Below are 15,599 nucleotides of genomic sequence, written 5' to 3' on the forward strand. Positions count from 1 at the left end.
GGCGTAGAGCCGTGCGGTCACACCCGGCTCTCCGGGAACGCGCCGTACCCGCGGTGCCCCCGAAGTCGCCCAGCGCCGGCCGAGTTCCTCGACGGCCTCCTGGAGAGTCGCTTCGTCGGTGGCGGTGATGGCCAGGACGATCAGGCCGGGCTCGCTGACGTGGATCGGGTCAATGGGTTCCATGCCCGCCAGAACGCCCCTCGAAGGTGGTGGAGTCGGGGACATCGCCCGGATGACCAGGACGGGTCGAGTTCCGTGCGGCTTTGACCCGGCGGACGGTCCACGCGAGAGGACGATCGTTAGCGGTTCTACTCTGCCGGGTAGCCGAGCGGCCGTGCTCGGCGAAGCGGTCCGCCGCCCGGGTGAAAGTGCCGGCCTCGGCCTCGTAGTCGTGGGAGAAGGCGGGTTCGGCGAGGGCGAGGTCCCGGTAGATCGCTGCCAGGTTCCTGCATGCGGCGACGACCCGTACGTTGACGGGATGGTCGACACTGGCGTCAGCGTCGTCGTCGGCCAGGGCGTTGAGGTCGTCCCACGCCTCGGCGCGCTCCTGAACAGCTTTGGCCAGAGCCGTGTGGAGGGGTTCGGCGCGGGCGCGCTGATGTGCCTCGTACTGCACCGAGCCGGGGAAGCGGGTCGCATCCAGCCCCTCGGTGACCGGGCTGGGCGTGCCGGGGGTCTGTTCCGCCGCCCATGCGTCGAGGCTCTCGGCGAGCGCCGGGCCGGGGATGCCGCTGCGGTTGCGCCGGCCGTCGCAGGCCCAGTGCAGTACGGCCTCGTTCCAGGTCCGGCTTCAGCGAGCAGCAGGCACAGCAGTGCCCCGGCCCTGATTGGGGCCGGGGCACTGAGAGCGGTTCGGGGCCAACCGGTGTACAGCGCAAGCTACGAGGTCGACAGCCAGTGCTCCCCGGGGGTGCCATGGCGATCATCACCACGCTAGCGGGGCAGGCTGTACCTGGTGACCAGTGTCCACGCGGCGCGAGTGGCGTCCGTTACCCACGCGCCCCCCGTTACCTTTTTCGTGGCTCCGCAATGGGGCTACCAGCCTTCGGGTCCGGCACGACTTCCCCCCTTGTTGTTCATGATCCGGGGGGTGGTGTCACCGGTCCGGAGGCATCGATGGACCGCTGATGAGGGGCCTGAGCACCGGCTTCACCCGAGCTGGAAGAGCTCTCCGTAACGTGGATGTGGCAGCTCGGTGCCCTGGCAAGGCCGGACGAAAGCGTGATGGAGAGGCCTGCACGTGATCGACACCGGCGACATCGACGTCTTCCTCGGCCTGGACGTCGGCAAAGGCGAACACCACGCCACCGCCGTAACCCCGGCCGGAGAGAAGGCCTTCGACAAGCGCCTGCCCAACACCGAACCCAAACTCCGCGAACTGTTCGCCAAGCTGAAGGCCAAGCACGGAACGGTGCTGGTCGTGGTCAACCAGCCGGCCTCGATCGGTGCCCTGCCGCTGGCGGTCGCGAGGGACATGGGCTGCCCGGTCGCCTACCTTCCGGGCCTCACGATGCGCCGGATCGCCGACCTCTACCCCGGCGAGGCCAAGACCGACGCGAAGGACGCCTTCATCATCGCCGACGCCGCCCGCGCCATGCCCCACACGCTGCGGGCGATCGACAGCGAGGACGAGACCATCGCCGAGCTGGAGATGATCGTCGGGTTCGACGACGACCTGGCCGCCGAAGCGACACGCGTCGCCAACCGGCTCCACGGCCTGCTGACCCAGATCCACCCCTCGCTGGAGCGGGTGCTGGGGCCGCGGCTCCAGCACCCGGCCGTCCTGACCTTGCTGGAGCGGTTCGGTTCACCGGCCCAGATCCGCAAGGCCGGCCGGCGGCGGCTGGTCACGCTGTTACGGCCCAAGGCCCCGAGGATGGCCGAGCGGCTGGTCGAGGACATCTTCACCGCCCTGGACGAGCAGACCGTCACCGTTCCCGGCACCGAGGCGGCCGCTTTGATCGTCCCGAGCCTGGCCGGATCCCTGACCGCCGTACTTGATCAGCGGAAGCTCCTGGCCGGGCGGATCGAGGAACTCCTGAAGGCTCACCCTCTTTCGAAGGTCCTGACGTCCATGCCGGGAGTCGGCGTCAGGACCGGAGCCAGGATCCTCATTGAGGTCAGTGACGGCAGCACCTTCCCGACCGCAGCCCACCTCGCCGCCTGCGCAGGACTCGCACCGGCGACCCGCAGTTCGGGGTCGTCGATCCGCGGCGAACAGCCGTCCCGGAGGGGAAACAAGCAGCTCAAACGCGCTTTCTTCCTCTCCGCGTTCGCTGCCCTGGGCGACCCGGCATCGCGGGCCTACTACGACAAGAAGATCGCCCAGGGAAAGCACCACACGCAGGCCCTGCTCTGCCTAACCAGACGCCGGGCCGACGTCCTCTTCGCGATGCTCCGCGACGGAACCTTCTACGAACCGCAGCCCGTTCGGGCTGTCCCTCCGCAGACCTAGACCATGGTCAGGAGGTGATCCGTCGGTCCGTAGTCGATCTTCCAGTCGGCATAGCTCCCGCAGAACCCATCCTTGATGCACCGCAGACCCACGGTCACCCAGCGGACGGATCCGGCGTCGCCGAGTGAGAACGCGACCGCGGCCTCGAACTCCTCGCTCCCGCAAGGGCAGCCAGCCGCACCGGGCTCGTCGTCCTCCCAGGACTCCTCGTTCCAGTACTCCTCGCTGTCCGCGATGAACGCACGGCTGCCGCAGCCAGAGCACTCCCGTTCCGCGCCGGAGGCGTTGACCAACACGAAGAACACCCGGCCGCCGCACCCACACACGGAAGCAGCGATCTTCACCGGGCGGCCGTCGACCGCCTCCCGCAGGAACACCGCGAGGTCCGCGGGGACCCCTCGCCAACCTCATCATCAGCATGCACGGACACATCGTTCCAGACGCCCCGAACCCACACCCGACCAGCTTGACCAAAGACATAGGGGCACCCCCCAGGCCGCCCCCGAAAGCCCCTGACCGCCTCACGATGCCGTGAACGGACCCCCGGGCTTCTTCGATGTCCCGGGTTCGGTGCTGTGGCCGTAACAGTCAGGGCCCGCAGGTCAGGGTGCAACACGTCTGGGGAGCGAGGCGGTGGATGTTCCACGGTCCAGCGACGTTACAGAACCCCATCAAGTGGCGTGGTGATCCTGCTGACCGTTCGGATGGGGCGACGTTGGACGGGCATCCGAACGGTCAGCGGAAGGTGTTACGGACAGCTGGTCACAGTTTCGCTGGGGTCGGCAGCGCATGTGTCGGTGCCGTTGCCGCCGTTGAGGGTGTCGTTGCCGGAGCCGCCGGTCAGCGCGTCGGTGCCGTTGCCGCCATTCACGGTGTCATTGCCGGAGCCGCCGAAGACGGTGTCGTCGCCGTTGCCGCCATTCAGGGTGTCGTTGCCGGAGCCGCCGAAGACGGTGTCGTTGCCGTTGCCCGCGCTGATGTTGTCGTTGCCGCCGAGGCCGCAGATCACGTCGTTGCCGTTCGTGCCGGCGAGGCTGTCAGCGTTAGGCGTGCCGATGATCGTGCAGCCGTGGGCGTTGTTCACGGTGGTGGTCGCTGAGGCGGTGTTGTTGGCCGGAGTAGGGTCGGGCTCCGTAGCACTGACCGTGGCAGTGTCAGTGAGGGTGCCAGTGGCGGTGGGCTCGATGGTCACGGTCACCGTGGCGCTGGCGCCAGGGGCAAGGGCGCCCAAGGCACAGTTGGCGCTGGTGGCTGTGGTGGTGCAGGTGCCCTGGCTAGGCGTGGCTGATGCCAGCTGACCGGGTCCTGTGACGGTGTCCTGCAGCATGACATTGGAGGCGGGCACCGTGGCGCTGTTGTTGGTCACCGTGACGGTGTAGGAAGCCTGATCGCCCAAGCTGGCGGTGGCCGGGCCAGCCTTGGTAACCGACACCTCCGCGTCCCCACCACCGCCCTCGTAGCGGGCGAGCCCCATGTCCTGGCCGGGAATCATGCTGGCGCTTCCGGCGGCGACGATCTTGCCGTCGGCCTGCACCGCCAACCCGAAGGCCTGGTCGCTGCTGCCGTTGAAGTCGGTGGTCACCTTGCCGTCGCCGTTGAAGGTCGTGTCCAGGCTGCCGTCGGTGTTGTACCGGGCCAGCGCGAAGTCGAGGTCGCTACCGGTGGAGGAGTCGCCAGCGGCGACGATCTTGCCGTCGGCCTGCAGGGCGACTGTCTTAGCCTGCTCGCTGCCGCCGGCGAAGTCGGTCGTCACCTTGCCGTCGGTGTCGAACGTCGTGTCCAAGCTGCCGTCGGTGTTGTACCGGACTAGCGCCAAGTCGCTGCCGCCTGGGCCTGCGAAGACGTTTCCGACGGCGACGATCTTGCCGTCGGCCTGCAGCGCAGCATCCCAAAGCTGGTCGTTGCCACCGACGTCGGTGGTCACCTTGCCGTCGGTGTCGAACGTCGTGTCCAGGCTGCCGTCCCTGTTGTACCGGGCCAGCGCGAAGTCGTTGCTGCCGACAGTTGACCCGCCAGCGGCGACGATGCTGCCGTCGGCCTGCACCGCCACTGCCACAGCCACCTCGTCGCCGCCGAAGTCGGTGGTCACCCTGCCGTCGCCGTTGAAGGTCGTGTCCAAGCTGCCGTCAGTGTTGTACCGGACCAGCGCGAAGTCGACGACGCCGCCCGTGCGGCCGGCGGCGACGATCTTGCCGTCAGTCTGCACCGCCACCCCCTCAGCCACCTCGTCGCCGCCGAAGTCGGTGGTCACCCTGCCGTCGCCGTTGAAGGTCGTGTCCAGGCTGCCGTCAGTGTTGTACCGGGCCAGCGCGAAGTCGTTGCTACCGCCGGAGGGGAATGTCCTTCCGGCGGTGATGATCTTGCCGTCGGCCTGCACCGCCACCGCCTGTGCGGTGTCGAAGCCGCCAAAATCGGTGGTCACCCTGCCGTCGGTGTCGAAGCTGGGATCCAAATCCCCCGGAGCGGCCAGGGCGACACCGGGCACGGCCAGGACGAGCGCCATGCCCGCAGCCGCCACCATCCCGGCCCGGCCAGCACACGACCGGCGGCATTGCTGTGCCGCTGTCCCGAATGCTGGCCCTAGACCAGAAATGAACACGGACATGACGTCCACTCTGCCTTCCTCCTCATGCAGCCGACTGCGGCACCTGACGGCCGTCGTGACGGTTGCATCTCACAGCAGGTACCTGGTGTACCCACCTCCCCGGGGGCCGGAGCTCAACAAGAAGCAAGCCGTCCCGGAGGTTCGGGCCACAGCTTGCGGCCGTCACCAGCGGCGAAGCCCAACGGCTTGCCTGGTTGCATCTCACTGGCCGCCGGAATACACCCGCACGAGGGACGCCCCGCAGGACCACCGCCGCCCAGCAAGTCCGACCACTGTGACATCAAGTTCCTCTGAGCCGCCGCTCAGCGCCAGCAGGCGGGGGCGTCCGCCGAACACGCCACTTTCCCCTCGGCGGCGCGCCGGTCACAGTCATTCGCCGATCACGGCGATCACGACGGTGTCTTCGAAGCGGGCGGCGAGTCCTCCAGGCGCAGCCGGGTAACTCCCGCTGGGTCGCGCGCGCGGCACTGCACGCGGGTATCGGGCCGGGGGAAAGGGCGGGCGGGACGGCGCCGCGCCGCCCGCCCGGTTCGGGCCTCCGCGACTGCCGAGCTGGGCGCAGCACGGCAGTCGGTCGGCCCCAGCTCACAGACCAGCCGTACGGAGATCATGTGCAAAGGTGGCCAGCAGAGGTGCCGCAGGAGTCTCAGCTCCCGGTGAACTCGGGCGGGTAGGTGGTGCTCACGGTACGGGGGTCCTCCTGGTGAGAGGTGGGCTCTGAACCTGTCGAGGCTGATCTCGTAGCAGTTGTCGCACATGTCGAAGGCCCCGCCCGTGAAGGCAAGGTAGCCGGCCGTCTGTCAGTTGTCGCACACGCCGTCGTGGTCGATGCCGCAGTCGAAGCAGCAGTAGGAGTCCGAGTCGGGCGCGGCGCGCAGGGTTGTGAAGGAACTGGGCGCGGCCTGGTCTGACGCTGCCCTGGACCTCCGGAGTCGTCGGAGGCCACGTCAATCGGATCAAGGTGCCAAGCTCGCCCCGTAGTCATGTTGTCAGTTCCTGATGCGAGGATCCGGGCGACCTTAGGCAAGGAGATCAGCATGGGCACCTGGGATACCGGTCCCTTCGGCAACGACACAGCTGCGGACTTCGCCAACGCTCTCGACGACGCCGAGCCCGAGGCACGTGAAGCCCTGACCCGTGGCGTCCTCATCCGGACGATCGACGCCACCGGCTATCTCACGGAAGCGGAAGAAGCGGTGGCCGCCGCTTCCCTCATCGCGGCGCAATGCCCGGGAGGCGAACCCGTCGACACGTCCTACGGTCCGGAAACACCCATGCCTGTGTTCGCTTCCGACCTTCGGGCACTCGCCGACGAAGCCCTCGCCCGCATCGCCAGCGACGAGGACGGGCCAGCCTCAGACTGGGTCGACCCGGAGGACTGGAAGCAATGCCGGTCCATACTTACGCGCCTTCGCGCAGTGCTTGTTCCGCCGCCACCTTCCATCGCTCTCTTCGACGTCCAGCCATAACGGAGCGTCACTCAGCACGGAAGTTGAGCCAGAACGCCTTGAAGTGAACAAAGCCACATGCATGTTGTCGTATCTGACCACCACCTCCAAAGGTGGTGCACAGCGGGCTTCCCGTGGCGGTACAGCGGCAACTGGTACATGGTGACCGCGGGTCACTGCACCACCGCCAACGGGAGCATCATGAACCCCAGCGGGAGCGACTACATCGGCCCTGTCGTCCGGGACAACTGGGCCGACAATGCCGGCTCCGTGAAGCTCGCCGGCCAGAGTTACTACTCGGGCGACCTGGCGCTGTACCGCGTCGAAAGCAGCAGCATCGCGACGCCCCGGATCTACAAGGGTGGTAAGACGTCCGGCTCGTCGCGGCTTGCGCACGACTACTGGCGGCGCTGGGCACAGAGAGGGGACAAGGTGTGCGCAGGAGGCATGATGACCGGCGAGGTGTGTGGGTGGCAGGCGACCGCGAGCCAGGCAACCGTCCATTACTACGACGGAACCACCGCCAGGAACATGGTCGTCGCCAGGAAGACGTCCGGATCCTGCACCGTCGACGGTGACTCCGGCGGTCCGGTGTACACCGTCGACGGCAGCGGACAGGCGTACGCCAAGGGAATCCTGTCCGGCGGCGGTCGCGGCGGAAGTGACAACAGCGGCGGGCTCCTCGACCCCTGCCAGCTGATCTTCACTGACATCGGGCTGGCCAACAACGCCTTCCCCGGCACCGTAGCGTGGCACTGACATGCGCCAAGTCCTTCTCGTACCACTGCTGGCGATGGCCCTGGCCGGATGCTCGTTCCTCGGTCAGGACACGCCGTGTACCAAGGCCGACGCAGACTCAGATGTCTCCGCCGTGTGGCAGCCCGCCGACTTCGGCGGCCGGGACGCGGTGAGGATCCGTCTATGTGTGGACGGCACCTGCGAGGAGCGGACGTCGGGCAGTCCCGACGACCCGTTCGCGTCGCTGTCGGTCCGGCTCCCCGACGACATCGGTTCCACCACCGTGCAGGTGCGGCTCACCGTGACGTCCGAGAAGAGCGGTGACACGGTCGTCGAAGACAACACCCGGACCACACTGACGGAGCAACACCCCAACGGCACTTCCTGCCCGCCCACTGTCTGGACGACGACGTTCCGCGCCCACCCAGACAAGGGCCTCACTTCACCCGAGGGCATGAAGCTCCAGGGGTGAACCGCTCTACGTAAGCGCCCGGCCCCCGGCACCACCGGAGGGCCGGGCGCGCACTGGTGCAGGGGATCAGTGGCCAAAGCAAAAGGGGGCAGCACCTCGCAGTCGCCGCCGATCCCCTCTCTTCGGTATGTCTGCGCGGGAAGGCTGCTGACAAGCACACGGGCGCCCCGGACGGTCCGGGCGGCGTTGAAGGAGGCGTGACCACAACAATGCGGCTCACGCCCGCCCTCGGCGTCCAGCGCAGCAGCGATGAAACGGTTCCGCGCCCGGAGCCGGAGCCGACCTTCATCGAACTCGCCGCACGGTGGCAGAGCGCCGGACGAGCCGTGCCCGGCCGGACGGATGAGGAGTGGACGATCCTCGCCCGCCGCTACCCCCGGCCCGGACGCTGACCGCGCGGTGCGGGCACGGCCCCACCGCCCCCCAAGGAGCCGCAGGCGCCCCCGGCGTCGCGCCTCCGGCTTGCCGGGCCGCACACCGTGATTGGCCCACCGGTCCGGCAGCCCCGCCATTCCACCCGCAACGACGCTCAGCAACACGAAGCCCTGGTCCCGAGGGTGAGAGCAGGACTGTCGGTCGACGCTCCGGAAATCGGACTGTGACACTGACGTGGTGATCGACAACGCCTTCGTGATCGTCTCCGGTCTGCCGGCCAGCGGCAAGAGCACCCTTGCTCGCGGACTTGCCGCGGAACTCAGCCTGCCCGTCATCGACAAGGACGTGATCCTGGAATCGCTCTACGACTCCCTCGGCATCGGCGATCAGGCATGGCGCCACCGACTGAGCCGGGCCAGCGACGACATCCTGTTCGAGCTCGCTGCCGACGCCGGGCGAGCCGTCCTCGTCAACTGGTGGCACCGCGACACCGCCCCCGCCCGACTCCACCAAGTCAACGGCCAGTTCGTCGAGGTGTTCTGCGACTGCGATACCGGACTTGTCGCTGAACGGTTCCGGACACGCAAACGCCACCCAGGCCACCTCGACCAGGACCTCACCCGCGAGGAGATCAGCGACCGCGTCGCTGCCTGGGCCGCCCGCCCAGGACCGCTCGGACTGGGCGGGCACGCTCTGATCGTCGACACCGCCCAGCCCGTCGACATCACTACCCTTGCCAAAGAAGTCGGCGCTCTCATCGCCAGCACTCAACGTTGAACTGACGGCGGCACCACGACACTAACGGGACAGCCAAACCCATCACTTCCCATCCCGGTGAACCTTCCCGGTCACAGCACGAGCAGCACGCGCACGTGCCGTCCTTCGCTAACGCCGCATACCAGTGCGCTGCGCGTCGTCCCACTCCTGGATCACCGCGCGCAGCACGTCGGCGATCTCTGGGTGGGGTCCCCTTGCGGGTCACGGCGCTGCGCAAGTACGCCTCGACTCCCTGGAACAGCCCGGACGGCGGGGAGCTGAGCACCTTGGCTCGGTGGGTGCCGGGAGGCCACACATGGCTTCAGGCGTCGATGCAGCCACGGCAGTTGGCGGCATGGTCGAGGGCTTTCGGCTGGGGTGGAGTTGGTGGCGCCCGAGGTGATCAGGCGGTCCTACGAGTCCACTCGCTCCACGGGATGTGGTCCCGGCTCCCACTGCGGCAGCCAGTCGATGGCGAGTGCGCCGGCGAGGGCTCCGCGGAACCACTCGCCGAAGCCGAGCCCGGTGTCGTGCCAGTCGCCCCAACCCCGACGGAACGCGGACACGGTCCAGGTACCGTGCGCCTGCGGGACCAAAAAGAGACGGTCGCCCTCGATCGTGTGGCCCCAGAGCAGCGCCCCGCCCGGCGAGGGCAGGACCGAGCAGGGCACAGAGGGGGAGCCCACCAGCCGACGGCTCCATTCCTCCCCATACGCACGCAGGCCCCGGGCACCACAGAAGTACACGTAGTCGGAGATCATGACGTCGCCGTACCTAGCTGCCCCGGCCACATAGTCCGCTGGAACAGCCATCGCCAATAACGACACCCCCACAACCCACCCAACCCTGCCACCAGGAACAATGCCACCAAGGCCCAGTGCAGAACGCTGTCACCGTCCACTGCAACTCACACGTCGCGCATCAGGGTGCTGAGGACCGACTGGAAAGGGATGGGTGTCGATGACGGAGAACACCGGGGTCTCGTACGAGGACTGCTCGGTCTATGTCGATGCCGCGGACAGCTCGACGGTCATCACCTGGCTGAAAGAGCGTCTCGGGTCAGGTGATGGAGGGCAGGAGCTGACGGTGGGGCCGCTGCTGGTGAGCGGCGCCTTCAATGACTACTCCACGGGCAGAAAGGTGCACCCTTTCGAGTTCCTCGAGTGGCCGACCGTGCTTGAGTGCGAAGCGGATACAGGAGCGGAGCCCAGTGCGGTGGTCGCCGCGGTCACGACCCTGCTGGAAACACTGTGGGGTGGAGGTTGGAAGGCTTTGGCCGCGTGCGACTTCGAAGACGAGCTGCCGGCCGGTGGAGGCCTGGAGCGCTTCCCCGTGCCGGCCGCATCTACGGGCCCGTCACGTGAAAGAACGGAGCGGTGGCGAGGTCTGCTGAAGGCGGGCGGGACAAGTAGAAGGAAGTTTCTGTGATTCAGCTCCGAGAACACCAAGTGAACCAGAAATCAGCCTTCCGGAACTGGGTTGGATTCCCTACAAGATCATCTGTGCCTCCTGAAGGGGCGCGGGGCACGATCGTGTCCGCCACCGGGTCCGGTAAAACGATCACGGCTGCCGCTTCCGCGCTGGAGTGCTTCCCGTACGGCCGGATCCTGGTGACCGTCCCGACCCTGGACCTGCTCGTACAGACCGCCCAGGCGTGGCGGGCGGTGGGACATCGGTCCCCGATGGTCGCGGCGTGCTCGCTGGAGAAGGACGACGTCCTGGAGCAGCTCGGGGTGCAGACCACGACCAACCCGATCCAGCTCGCCCTGTGGGCAGGGGCCGGGCCCGTGGTCATGTTCGCTACGTACGCCTCCCTCGTCGACCGCGAGGACCCCGAAGACCCGACGGGGCAACAGAAGACCCGCGGGCCGCTGGAAACCGCGCTCGCGGGCGGAGAGCGGCTGTACGGGCAGCAGATGGCCCCGTTCGACCTCGCGATCGTGGATGAGGCGCACGGCACCGCTGGTGATCTTGGTCGGCCGTGGGCGGCGATCCACGACAACCAGCGGATCCCTGCCGACTTCCGGCTCTACCTCACCGCGACCCCCCGGATCCTGGCTGCGGCCCGGCCTCGGAAGGGCGCGGAGGGCCAGGAGGCGGAGCTCGCGAGCATGGCCGACGACCCGGACGGCACCTACGGCGCGTGGCTCGCAGAACTCGGCCTGAGCGAGGCGATCGAGCGTGAAATCCTCGCAGGGTTCGAGATCGACGTGCTGGAGATCCGCGACCCCTTCCCCGTTCTCGGGGAGTCGGAGGAGGCGCGGCGGGGCCGGCGCCTGGCGCTGCTGCAGACCGCGCTCCTGGAGCACGCCGCCGCATGGAACCTGCGTACGGTCATGACGTTCCACCAGAAGGTGGAGGAAGCCGCGGCGTTCGCGGAGAAGCTCCCGGAGACCGCTGCCGCGCTGTACCTGAACGACGCCTCGGATGAGGACCTGGCCGCTGCGGAGAAGCTCCCCGCGTCGTCGATCGACGCGGAGTTCTACGAACTGGAGGCCAGCCGCCACGTCCCGCCGGACCGCGTCTGGTCGGCGTGGCTGTGCGGCGACCACCTCGTGTCCGAGCGGCGCGAGGTCCTGCGCCAGTTCGCCAACGGCATCGACGCGAACAACCGGCGCGTCCATCGCGCCTTCCTCGCGAGCTGTCGCGTGCTCGGGGAGGGCGTCGACATCACCGGCGAGCGGGGTGTGGAGGCCGTCTGCTTCGCGGACACCCGCGGCTCGCAGGTCGAGATCGTCCAGAACATCGGCCGCGCACTCCGCCTCAACAAGGACGGCACCACGAAGATCGCGCGGATCATCGTGCCGGTGTTCCTGGAGCCCGGCGAGGACCCCACAGACATGGTCGCCTCCGCCAGCTACAAGCCACTCGTCGCCGTGCTCCAGGGCCTGCGCTCGCACGATGAACGACTCGTCGAGCAGCTCGCCTCCCGCGCACTCACGAGCGGGAAACGCAAGGTCCACATCCAGCGCGACGAAGACGGACGGATCATCGGGGCCAGCGGCGAGGACCAGGAGGACGGTGCCGACGCCGCTGCCCAGGCGGCGCTGCTGCACTTCTCCAGCCCGCGCGACGCGGCGACCATCGCGGCGTTCCTGCGTACCCGGGTCTACCGGCCCGAGTCCCTGGTGTGGCTGGAGGGCTTCCAGGCGCTGCTCCGGTGGAGGGCGGAGAACGGGATCACCGGCCTTTACCCCGTGCCCTATGACGTCGAGGTCGAGGTCGGCGTCACCAAGGACTTCCCCCTGGGGCGATGGGTGCATCAGCAGCGGAAGGCGCTGCGGGCGGGCGAGCTCCAGGAGCGGCGCAAGGTGCTGCTGGACGCGCCCGAGGCCGGGATGGTGTGGGAACCGGGCGAGGAGGCGTGGGAGAACAAGCTCGCCGCGCTCCGGTCCTACCGGCGGGCCACGGGGCACCTCGCGCCGCGTCAGGACGCGGTGTGGGGCGAGGACGACGAGATGGTGCCCGTCGGGCATCACATGGCCAACCTCCGCCGCAAGGGCGGCCTGGGCAAGAATCCGGAGCGGGCCGTCGTGCGCGCGCAGCAGCTGGCCGCGATCGACGAGGACTGGAACTGCCCCTGGCCGCAGGACTGGCAGCGCCACTACCGCGTCCTCGCCGACCTGGTCGACGCCGACGGCCACCTGCCCGACATCGCACCCGGCGTGATCTTCGACGGCGACGACATCGGACGATGGCTCCAACGGCAGAAGAACCCGGGCACCTGGGTGCAGCTGTCGACCGAGCAACAGAAGCGGCTGACCAAGCTGGGCGTACAACCCGACCAGACCCCGCCCCCCGAGCCGGCAGCCCCACGTTCCGCGAAGGGCGCGAGCAAGGCACAGCAAGCATTCCAGCGAGGCCTGACGGCCCTCGCGCAGTGGGTGGAGCGGGAAGGCGCGGATCGGCCGGTGCCCCGCGCCCACGGCGAGGAGATCACCGTCGAGGGCGAGGCGGAGCCGGTGATCGTGAAACTGGGCGTATGGATCTCCAACACCAAATCGAGGAGGGACCGGCTGGACGCCGACCAACTCAACGCCCTCGCGGAACTCGGCATGAAGTGGGCGTGACACGGCGTACGGCCGGTCGTTGAACCGAAGGTCAAGCGAAGTGCACAGAGACCCGGGATGTCACTGACTCCCGGGGTCTCGTGCTGTCGGCGGCCAGTGACTCCGTACGGGGCCGACCCTGCAACAGAGGTGCAACACCGATTCCACGAACCTCTATCCGAGGCATCACCGCAGGTCAGAGCGCGATGCGCGGCAGTGTTTGCACTGGACGTGTCGCCCTGGCCGCTTTCGACGCTGCGGCCGCTCTGTGACGTGAGGCCCGCGAGGACCTGGACGAAGACGTCCTCGCCGAGGCCGCCGCTGAAGCGCGGGCTTCGGCGCGCCAGCCCGGCGGCCGCCGTCCTGGCAGCAGTCGATCGGCGAGCTGGGCCGCGCGCTCACCACGGCAACTGAAGGCCGACCGCTACCCAACTGGCCCACCGACGCCGGCCGCACCGAGGACATCGGATGGCACCAGGCCCGCACCACGCTGCTCGAGGCCGTCGCACGCCACCACCACGCTCACCTGCTCGCCGCCATCGTCGAGCTCGGCGGTGAGCTGGAGCTCCCAGCTACCCGTAACGGGCGCTTCAGGGGCGCGGCCATCCCAGAAGGCTGCGCGGTCAGCGACGCCGGCCGCCGCCGATGCGGCGGTCGTCGGCCAGTGCGGTAAGCGGGCCGAACTCGCGGGCAAGCTCGTTCCACGTCAGAACCTCGCCACAGCGGGCCGGGAACTCCTTCGGGTTGAACTCGGGCATGGTCCAGGTGCCAGTGCCCCGGTCCCGCAGCCACAGGTCGCCGTCACCGTCGACCACAGTCGGCGGGACCGGAACGGGATCGGCCTGATCGGTGGGCTCCCAGGTGACCCGGCCCGGGTGGGAAACGCGGCGCAGCTCGGTGGTTGCCAGCCTCGCGGCCAAGTCACGGGTGGACTCTTCGGCCCCCTTTACCGACTCGAGTCGGAATGCGTCGTCAAGTACGGGCAGGGCTGGATTCTTGCTGCGCTTTGAACTCATGCGCTGACTACCTCCGGTGGGGGGCGTCACATCCGTTGTGGCACCCCGTAGAGCAACACGGTATCCGAGGCGGGAGCCGGGCCAGGCCTCCTCCGCTGGAACGGTCAGCAAGCCCGCCGACGCCCAGGAAGATGCTCTGCGCCAGGTCAGCGACTTGTTGGGTGAGGCGAGGAAGGCACTCGACACGCTGACGGGGTAGCTGGAAGCAACCGTCCAGCCCACGGTTCAGCCCCCCGTTACCTTTTTCGTGGCTCCGCAATGGGGCCTCCGGCCTTCGGATCCGGCATGACTCCCCCCTTGTTGTTGATGATCCGGGGGGTGGTGTCACCGGGCCCGGAGGCATCGACAGACCGCTGATGAGGGGCTTGAGCACCGGCTACACCCGAGCCGGAAGAGCTCTCCGTAACGTGGATGTGGCAGCTCGGTGCCCTGGCAAGGCCGGACGAAAGCGTGATGAAGGGGCCTTCTCCAAGCTGAAGGCCAAGCACGGAACGGTGCTGGTCGTGGTCGACCAGCCGGCCTCGATCGGCGCCCTGCCGCTGGCCGTTGCCCGCGACATGGGCTGTCCGGTCGCCTACCTTCCGGGGCTGACGATGCGGCGGATCGCCGACCTCTACCCAGGTGAGGCCAAGACCGACGCGCGGGACGCGTTCATCATCGCGGACGCCGCCCGCGCCATGCCGCACACGCTGCGGGCAATCGACGGCGAGGACGAGACGATCGCCGAGCTGGAGATGATCGTGGGCTTCGACGACGACCTGGCCGGCGAGGCGACCCGAGTCGCGAACCGGCTGCACGGCCTGCTCACCCAGATCCATCCGTCGCTGGAACGGGTGCTGGGGCCGCGGTTGCAGCACCCGGCCGTCCTCACTCTGCTGGAACGGTTCGGATCACCGGCACAGATACGCAAGGCCGGCCGTCGGCAGCTGATCACCCTGCTGCGGCCGAAGGCGCCGAAGATGGCCGAGCGTCTGGTCGAGGAGATCTTCGCCGCGTTGGACGAGCAGACCGTGACGGTCCCTGGGACCGAGGCGGCCGCACTGATCGTCCCGAGCCTCGCCGGCTAGCTGACGGCCGTGCTTGACCAGCGGAAACTCTTGGCCGGGCGGATCGAGGAACTCCTGGAGGACCACCCTCTTTCCAAAGTCCTGACTTCGATGCCAGGCATCGGCGTCAGGACCGGAGCCCGCATCCTGATCGAGGTCGGCGACGGCAGCACCTTCCCGACCGCCGGCCACCTCGCCGCCTACGGAGGACTCGCCCCGGCCACCCGGAGCTCGGGCTCCTCGATCCGCGGCGAACAGCCATCCAGAAGAGGAAACAAGCAGCTCAAACGGGCTTTCTTCCTCTCCGCGTTCGCTGCCCTTGGCGACCCGACCTCGCGGGCCTCCTACGACAAGAAGATCAGCCAGTGCAAGCACCACACTCAGGCCCTGCTCTGCCTCGCCAGACGACGAGCCGACGTCCTCTTCGCGATGCTCCGCGACGGAACCTTCTACGAACCCCAACCCGCAGGGACCAGGTGACGGTTCAGACTCACCGGTCAGTCCTCCTCCGGCCGAAGCCGCTGCCGAGCGGCCTCAAGTCGCTGGTCATAGTCAGGCGCGAACAGCCCCGCAAGTGACTTGTCCAGCGTCCCGGCGATGCGATGGATCGGCACCCAGACCGCCGGATCGTCGACAACT

14 protein-coding genes and 1 pseudogene are annotated in these 15,599 nt (G+C 68.3%); 9 read left to right on the forward strand and 6 right to left on the reverse strand.

Annotated features, from left to right (window positions below; translation table 11 throughout):
* Both IO20_RS0133210 and IO20_RS0133215 read right to left on the reverse strand, forming a co-directional pair.
* A partial coding sequence (locus tag IO20_RS0133210; protein WP_031127790.1) for a DUF6207 family protein occupies positions 1-183 on the reverse strand: 183 nt, incomplete at its 3' end.
* Positions 170-616 carry a hypothetical protein gene (locus IO20_RS0133215; protein ID WP_030556526.1) on the reverse strand — a complete coding sequence of 149 codons (447 nt, stop codon included), beginning with the start codon at positions 614-616 and terminating at the stop codon, positions 170-172. The genes IO20_RS0133215 and IO20_RS0133210, both read right to left, overlap by 14 nt.
* Before the next feature lie 624 nt (positions 617-1,240).
* On the opposite strand from IO20_RS0133215, the gene IO20_RS0133220 reads away from it, so the two are divergent.
* Complete coding sequence (locus tag IO20_RS0133220; protein WP_030556528.1) at positions 1,241-2,455, forward strand: IS110 family RNA-guided transposase; 1,215 nt, start codon at positions 1,241-1,243, stop codon at positions 2,453-2,455.
* On the opposite strand, the gene IO20_RS37180 is transcribed toward IO20_RS0133220, so the two are convergent.
* The gene (locus IO20_RS37180; RefSeq protein ID WP_051875076.1) at positions 2,452-2,832 is read right to left on the reverse strand and encodes a hypothetical protein; all 381 of its coding nucleotides are present in this window, start codon (positions 2,830-2,832) and stop codon (positions 2,452-2,454) included. The two genes, IO20_RS0133220 and IO20_RS37180, sit on opposite strands and share 4 nt — an antisense overlap.
* Positions 2,833-3,203: 371 nt before the next feature.
* Positions 3,204-4,958 (reverse strand): DUF11 domain-containing protein, encoded by a 1,755-nt coding sequence (locus IO20_RS0133230; RefSeq protein ID WP_051875078.1) that lies wholly within the window; start codon positions 4,956-4,958, stop codon positions 3,204-3,206.
* A gap of 1,139 nt (positions 4,959-6,097) precedes the next feature.
* Here IO20_RS0133230 and IO20_RS0133235 point away from each other — a divergent pair.
* The 5 genes from IO20_RS0133235 (at position 6,098) to IO20_RS37900 (ending at position 8,870) form a co-directional block, all read left to right on the forward strand.
* Positions 6,098-6,529, forward strand: a complete 432-nt coding sequence (locus IO20_RS0133235; RefSeq protein WP_030556531.1) for a DUF4259 domain-containing protein — start codon at positions 6,098-6,100, stop codon at positions 6,527-6,529.
* Positions 6,530-6,586: 57 nt separating this feature from the next.
* A complete protein-coding gene (locus IO20_RS0133240) occupies positions 6,587-7,267 on the forward strand; it encodes a trypsin-like serine protease (RefSeq protein WP_078946285.1) in 681 nt (226 codons plus the stop codon).
* Position 7,268: 1 nt separating this feature from the next.
* Positions 7,269-7,718 (forward strand): hypothetical protein, encoded by a 450-nt coding sequence (locus IO20_RS0133245; RefSeq protein ID WP_030556533.1) that lies wholly within the window; start codon positions 7,269-7,271, stop codon positions 7,716-7,718.
* Between the two features lie 197 nt (positions 7,719-7,915).
* The gene (locus IO20_RS0133250) at positions 7,916-8,110 is read left to right on the forward strand and encodes a hypothetical protein (protein WP_157850855.1); all 195 of its coding nucleotides are present in this window, start codon (positions 7,916-7,918) and stop codon (positions 8,108-8,110) included.
* Positions 8,111-8,330: 220 nt separating this feature from the next.
* Complete coding sequence (locus IO20_RS37900) at positions 8,331-8,870, forward strand: P-loop nucleotide/nucleoside kinase family protein (protein WP_157850856.1); 540 nt, start codon at positions 8,331-8,333, stop codon at positions 8,868-8,870.
* 392 nt (positions 8,871-9,262) lie between these two features.
* On the opposite strand, the gene IO20_RS0133260 is transcribed toward IO20_RS37900, so the two are convergent.
* Complete coding sequence (locus IO20_RS0133260; RefSeq protein WP_157850857.1) at positions 9,263-9,535, reverse strand: hypothetical protein; 273 nt, start codon at positions 9,533-9,535, stop codon at positions 9,263-9,265.
* Positions 9,536-9,809: 274 nt separating this feature from the next.
* Between IO20_RS0133260 and IO20_RS37905 the strand changes: the two genes are divergently transcribed.
* Entirely contained in the window at positions 9,810-10,277 is a 468-nt protein-coding gene (locus IO20_RS37905) for a hypothetical protein (protein ID WP_157850858.1), read from the forward strand.
* Complete coding sequence (locus tag IO20_RS0133270; RefSeq protein WP_030556542.1) at positions 10,274-12,919, forward strand: DEAD/DEAH box helicase; 2,646 nt, start codon at positions 10,274-10,276, stop codon at positions 12,917-12,919. The genes IO20_RS37905 and IO20_RS0133270 overlap by 4 nt, the downstream gene beginning before the upstream one ends.
* Positions 12,920-13,521: 602 nt before the next feature.
* Here the strand turns inward: IO20_RS0133270 and IO20_RS0133275 are convergent.
* Positions 13,522-13,914, reverse strand: a complete 393-nt coding sequence (locus tag IO20_RS0133275) for a hypothetical protein (RefSeq protein WP_030556544.1) — start codon at positions 13,912-13,914, stop codon at positions 13,522-13,524.
* Positions 13,915-14,270: 356 nt separating this feature from the next.
* Between IO20_RS0133275 and IO20_RS38120 the strand changes: the two are divergent.
* Positions 14,271-15,440, forward strand: a pseudogene (locus IO20_RS38120) (IS110 family RNA-guided transposase).
* Positions 15,441-15,599 lie beyond the last annotated feature (159 nt).

It is taken from the genome of Streptomyces exfoliatus (assembly GCF_000725545.1).
GTDB classification, from domain to species: Bacteria; Actinomycetota; Actinomycetes; order Streptomycetales; family Streptomycetaceae; genus Streptomyces; species Streptomyces exfoliatus.

Excerpts from the sequence above, each read along its gene's own strand:
- IO20_RS37905 (WP_157850858.1), top strand. The coding sequence starts at position 9,810 with ATGACGGAGAACACCGGGGTCTCGTACGAGGACTGCTCGGTCTATGTC.
- IO20_RS0133230 (WP_051875078.1), bottom strand. The coding sequence starts at position 4,958 with ATGGCGCTCGTCCTGGCCGTGCCCGGTGTCGCCCTGGCCGCTCCGGGG.
- IO20_RS0133275 (WP_030556544.1), bottom strand. The coding sequence starts at position 13,914 with ATGAGTTCAAAGCGCAGCAAGAATCCAGCCCTGCCCGTACTTGACGAC.
- IO20_RS0133240 (WP_078946285.1), top strand. The coding sequence starts at position 6,587 with ATGCATGTTGTCGTATCTGACCACCACCTCCAAAGGTGGTGCACAGCG.
- IO20_RS0133245 (WP_030556533.1), top strand. The coding sequence starts at position 7,269 with ATGCGCCAAGTCCTTCTCGTACCACTGCTGGCGATGGCCCTGGCCGGA.
- IO20_RS0133235 (WP_030556531.1), top strand. The coding sequence starts at position 6,098 with ATGGGCACCTGGGATACCGGTCCCTTCGGCAACGACACAGCTGCGGAC.